General features: G+C 63.6%; 4 protein-coding genes. All 4 read left to right on the top strand.

Going from position 1 to position 4,021, the window contains the following annotated elements; all coding sequences use genetic code 11:
- The first annotated feature begins 816 nt into the window (after positions 1 to 816).
- Genes CGS25_RS18795 through CGS25_RS19150 form a run of 4 tightly spaced genes read left to right on the top strand, consistent with a single transcriptional unit; the run spans position 817 to position 3,887 of the window.
- Positions 817 to 2,856, top strand: a complete 2,040-nt coding sequence (locus CGS25_RS18795; protein ID WP_232802508.1) for a polysaccharide biosynthesis protein — start codon at positions 817 to 819, stop codon at positions 2,854 to 2,856.
- A gap of 32 nt (positions 2,857 to 2,888) precedes the next feature.
- Entirely contained in the window at positions 2,889 to 3,041 is a 153-nt protein-coding gene (locus CGS25_RS19105) for a hypothetical protein (RefSeq protein WP_157933883.1), read from the top strand.
- The gene (locus CGS25_RS18790) at positions 3,031 to 3,603 is read left to right on the top strand and encodes a glycosyl hydrolase family 8 (RefSeq protein ID WP_101676402.1); all 573 of its coding nucleotides are present in this window, start codon (positions 3,031 to 3,033) and stop codon (positions 3,601 to 3,603) included. The genes CGS25_RS19105 and CGS25_RS18790 overlap by 11 nt, the downstream gene beginning before the upstream one ends.
- 2 nt (positions 3,604 to 3,605) lie before the next feature.
- The gene (locus CGS25_RS19150; protein WP_198588857.1) at positions 3,606 to 3,887 is read left to right on the top strand and encodes a glycosyl hydrolase family 8; all 282 of its coding nucleotides are present in this window, start codon (positions 3,606 to 3,608) and stop codon (positions 3,885 to 3,887) included.
- Positions 3,888 to 4,021: the final 134 nt, after the last annotated feature.

Genomic DNA, 4,021 nt, shown 5'->3' with positions numbered 1-4,021 from the left:
GGTCCCCGACCGCGAACCGAGCCGAAGGCGAGGCCGGCCTGGCAAAGCCGATTCGCGCTCAAGAGCCGCTCCCACACCGGAATCCAACCCCGGTGCGAGCCTGCCTGTTCCCCGTTCCCGCCGCCCAATAAAAAGGGCGCCTCCGAAGAGGCGCCCTGATTTACCATGATGAAAAGTTAGGAGACTGTCCATCAGTTGCCCTGCATTGGCCACGTCCCTGTTGATGAATTTCCGCTGCAAGACACCTGAATCTTGCGCCTTTGTGACATCGCCCTCAACAAACATTTGCGAGAAAATTGTTTACAGCTTGTAGGAGAGGCCGGGCGGCGCTCCGCCCAGCCAGCGACATATTTTGGTCAAAGGGCCCTGCAGCCACCTCTCCTTTCCCGCGACTGAACACTGAACACGCAAAACTGAACACCAACAAAAAGCGCCTTCAGAGAAGGCGCGAGCAAGATAAATGGAGAGTGAAGAAGAGTGTCTGTCGGTGTCGTCCATCGGCCACGTCCTTGTTGCTACCGTTCCGTTGTCCGACCTGTTCAGCCTGCCATTCAGGTACGTGAGTCTCAATTTGTATTTTGTCTCCGTTGGTATGCCCACGTTGCGTTACGTTGTCCATGTTGGTGCCATTTTGCATTGGTTTAGCCGGCGCGTTACTCGGTGGGCGCCAGTTTGCAAAATTTCGTGTAAAGGGGCAGGAGTGGGCGGGCAGGAGGGGCATATGAATCTATACTCTTGCGTTGCATTGAACTGGTATAAGCGTAACGGGTCCCACCTTGGTGCCCCGCTGGCTACAAGAACGATAAGGTTCTTACTATGGCGTTAAAGTCCATTCAGCGCTGGGTCACTTGGGTTCTGGGTTTCTCCAGGTGGCATAAGCGCATCATTATGCTGCTCGCCGATGCCGTGGCCATTCCGGTGTTGTTGTGGTGTGCCTATGCGCTGCGTTTCAGTTCCACTGATCCGGTGATTCTGGACCCCTGGTTGTTCGGTGGCGCCATCGTCACCACCCTGATCAGTCTCTATGCGTTTGGTTTTTACCGCTCCATCGTGCGCTATCTGGGTACCGAGGCCGCCTGGTCGATCGGCCTGGGGGTCAGTGCGTCGGTGATGTCGCTGGCGGCGCTTTCCTACATGGCACCCGCGGATGTGCCCCGTTCGATCTTCCTGATTTTCTGGCTGATGGGCCTGTTCTATTTTGGCGCCAGCCGCTTCATGGTGCGCCGTTTTCTGTTTCGGGTGATGTCGGGCTTTCCGGATACCGAAGCGGTGGCGGTGTATGGCGCTGGCGGTTCCGGGGCGCAGTTGGTGGCGGCGCTGGAGGCCGGCCGCGAGCTGACGCCGGTGCTGGTGGTGGACGACGACCCGGGCAAACAGGGCACCTTGCTGGGCGGCGTGCCGGTGGTGGACCGCGAAGAGCTGAAAACGGCGGTGGAAGAAGGGCGCCTGCACACGGTCTTGCTGGCGATGCCGGCGATGCCGCGCAGCCGCCGCATGGAGCTGGTGAACTGGCTCGAGGATCTGGACGTTCGCGTGCAGACGGTGCCGGCATTCGCGGATATTGCCAGTGGCCGTGCGCGGTTGGTGGACATCCAGGACATTGAGATCGAGGACCTGCTGGGCCGCGATACGGTGCCGCCCCGCGAGGATCTGCTCAGCCGCTGCATCACCGGCAAGAGCGTTCTGGTGACCGGCGCCGGCGGTTCGATCGGTTCGGAGCTGTGCCGGCAGATCATCAAGCTGGCGCCGACGCGTCTGGTGTTGCTGGAGCAAAGCGAGGTGGGCCTGTACGCGATTGAGCGGGAAATCCGCACGCTGATCAAAGAGGCGGAAGCGCCCATTGAACTGGTGGCCCGGCTGGGCTCGGTGATCAACCGGGGCTACGTGAAGCGGGTGTGCGAAGAGAGCGGGGTGGACACGCTCTACCACGCCGCCGCCTACAAGCATGTGCCGATCGTGGAAGCCAACCCGGCCTCTGGGGTGCGCAATAACATCATCGGCACGCTGGCCGCCGCCAAGGGCGCCGAAGCGGCGGGGGTAAAGCATTTCATCCTGATTTCCACGGACAAAGCGGTGCGGCCCACCAATGTCATGGGGGCCACCAAGCGCTTCGCGGAAATGGTGCTGCAGGCGATTGCCGAGCGCGGCAGCGAGACGGTGTTTTCGATGGTGCGTTTCGGCAACGTGCTCGGCTCATCGGGCTCGGTGGTGCCGCTGTTTCGCGACCAGATTCGCCGAGGCGGCCCGGTGACCGTCACCGACCCGGACGTGATCCGCTATTTCATGACCATCCCCGAGGCCGCTCAGTTGGTGATTCAGGCTGGTGCTATGGCGGAGGGCGGTGAAGTGTTCCTGCTCGACATGGGTGAGCCGGTACGCATTGTTGATCTGGCCCGCACCATGATCCGGCTGATGGGCCTGACGGTGCGCGATGACAACAACCCGGACGGCGATGTGGCGATCAACTTTACCGGGTTGCGCCCCGGCGAGAAGCTCTACGAAGAACTGTTGATCGGCGACGCCAGCGTGCGTACCGAACATGAAATGATCATGCAGGCTCACGAAGAGCAACTGGCCGCCCCGGAAGTGCTCGACGCGCTGGACGCTTTTCGTCATGCGCTGGCCCGGGGTGGCGAGGTTGAAGCCCTGAAAGCGCTGTTACGCTCTTACGTCAACGGTTATCAGCCAGAGAAGGAGCATGGCGAACAAAGCGAGGCGGACGAACCGGATGCCCGGCAGGAAGCCCAACGCCGCGCCACGCCAGACGAGGCAGCCCGGGTTACCCTGGATGACCTCGATGAAATCGAAGACAACACCCCCAGCGCCGCCGTCGTCTCCCCTGGCACGCTTCACTGAACACGGCTACACCACACGGCGCCTGGCCCCGCGTGAGCCACGGCCCGGCCTGGCCGTTGGCGATCGCCTCGACTCTGGAGGGCGCCTACGATTTCTGGCTCAAGCGCCAGGGCGGTGGAGCCGTGTCGGTGCGCACCTTGAGGGCCGAAGAAGGCGGCGCGCTGGAATTCTGCTATGGATGCTGACCGGCGCGCTCGCCAGCGGCGCCCCAACGGCCTGTTGTCGTGCCTGGTGCTGCTCGGGGTGGTGATCGCCACCGGTTGCGCGGCCCAGTCCGTGACGTCTTCGTCGCCGGGCTCGTCCGCGCTGTGGCGGCAGTACTCGCAGCGCTTCGTCACCGACGACGGCCGCGTGGTGGACACCGGCAACGGCGGCGTCAGCCACACCGAAGGGCAGGGCTGGGGTATGTTGCTGGCGGTCGCCAACAACGACCGGACCCGTTTCGATGCGCTCTGGGACTGGACCCGTAAACACCTGCGGCGTAGCGAACATGAACTGTTCGCCTGGCGTTATGACCCGCGCGCCAGCGTGCCGGTGGCGGACACCAACAACGCCAGCGACGGCGATCTGCTGATCGCCTGGGCGTTGAGCGAAGCCGCCGACCAGTGGAAGGCGCCAGCGCTGCAGGCGCAATCGGTGGCGCTGCGCGGGCTGATCGTGCGCCATCTGGTGCGCCGGGTGGGACCGAAAGCGGCCGGCTCAGCCCCGCCGATGGCTGGCCCGCGCGCTTTGGCTTCGAGGCGGTGAGGGTGCCGTTGTACTGGGTCTGGGCCGGCATCACCGGCGGCGAAGCGCTGGCCGCGATTGATCATTTCTGGCGCACCAGCGGCCCCCGCCCGCCCGCCTGGGTGGACCTCAACAGCGGCGCCCGGGCCGACTACCCACTGTCCCGAGGCGGCCTCGCGGTGCGCGCTTTGCTGCAAGGTCACGGCTCCAGAATCCCCGCCTCGCTGAGCAGCAAAGACGACTACTACTCCGCCTCCCTGCTGATGCTCGCCAACCTCGCCGCCCAAGCCAACGGCGGGCGCTGAAAGGGGCGGCATGTCGTTGGGGCGGGAAGGGTTTGGGGTGTTCAGTTTTCAGTTTTCAGGGGCTCGCGCCGGGGTTTGATTCTGGTGTGGGAGCGGTCCTCGACCGCGAATCGGCTTTGCCAGGCCCGCCTCGC

It is taken from the genome of Alloalcanivorax mobilis (genome assembly GCF_002864685.1).
GTDB lineage: Bacteria > Pseudomonadota > Gammaproteobacteria > Pseudomonadales > Alcanivoracaceae > Alloalcanivorax > Alloalcanivorax mobilis.
The sequence above is the reverse complement of the archived record's forward strand: the minus strand, read 5'-3'. Positions and strand labels throughout refer to the sequence as shown.

Excerpts from the sequence above, each read along its gene's own strand:
- CGS25_RS18790 (WP_101676402.1), top strand. The coding sequence starts at position 3,031 with ATGGATGCTGACCGGCGCGCTCGCCAGCGGCGCCCCAACGGCCTGTTG.
- CGS25_RS18795 (WP_232802508.1), top strand. The coding sequence starts at position 817 with ATGGCGTTAAAGTCCATTCAGCGCTGGGTCACTTGGGTTCTGGGTTTC.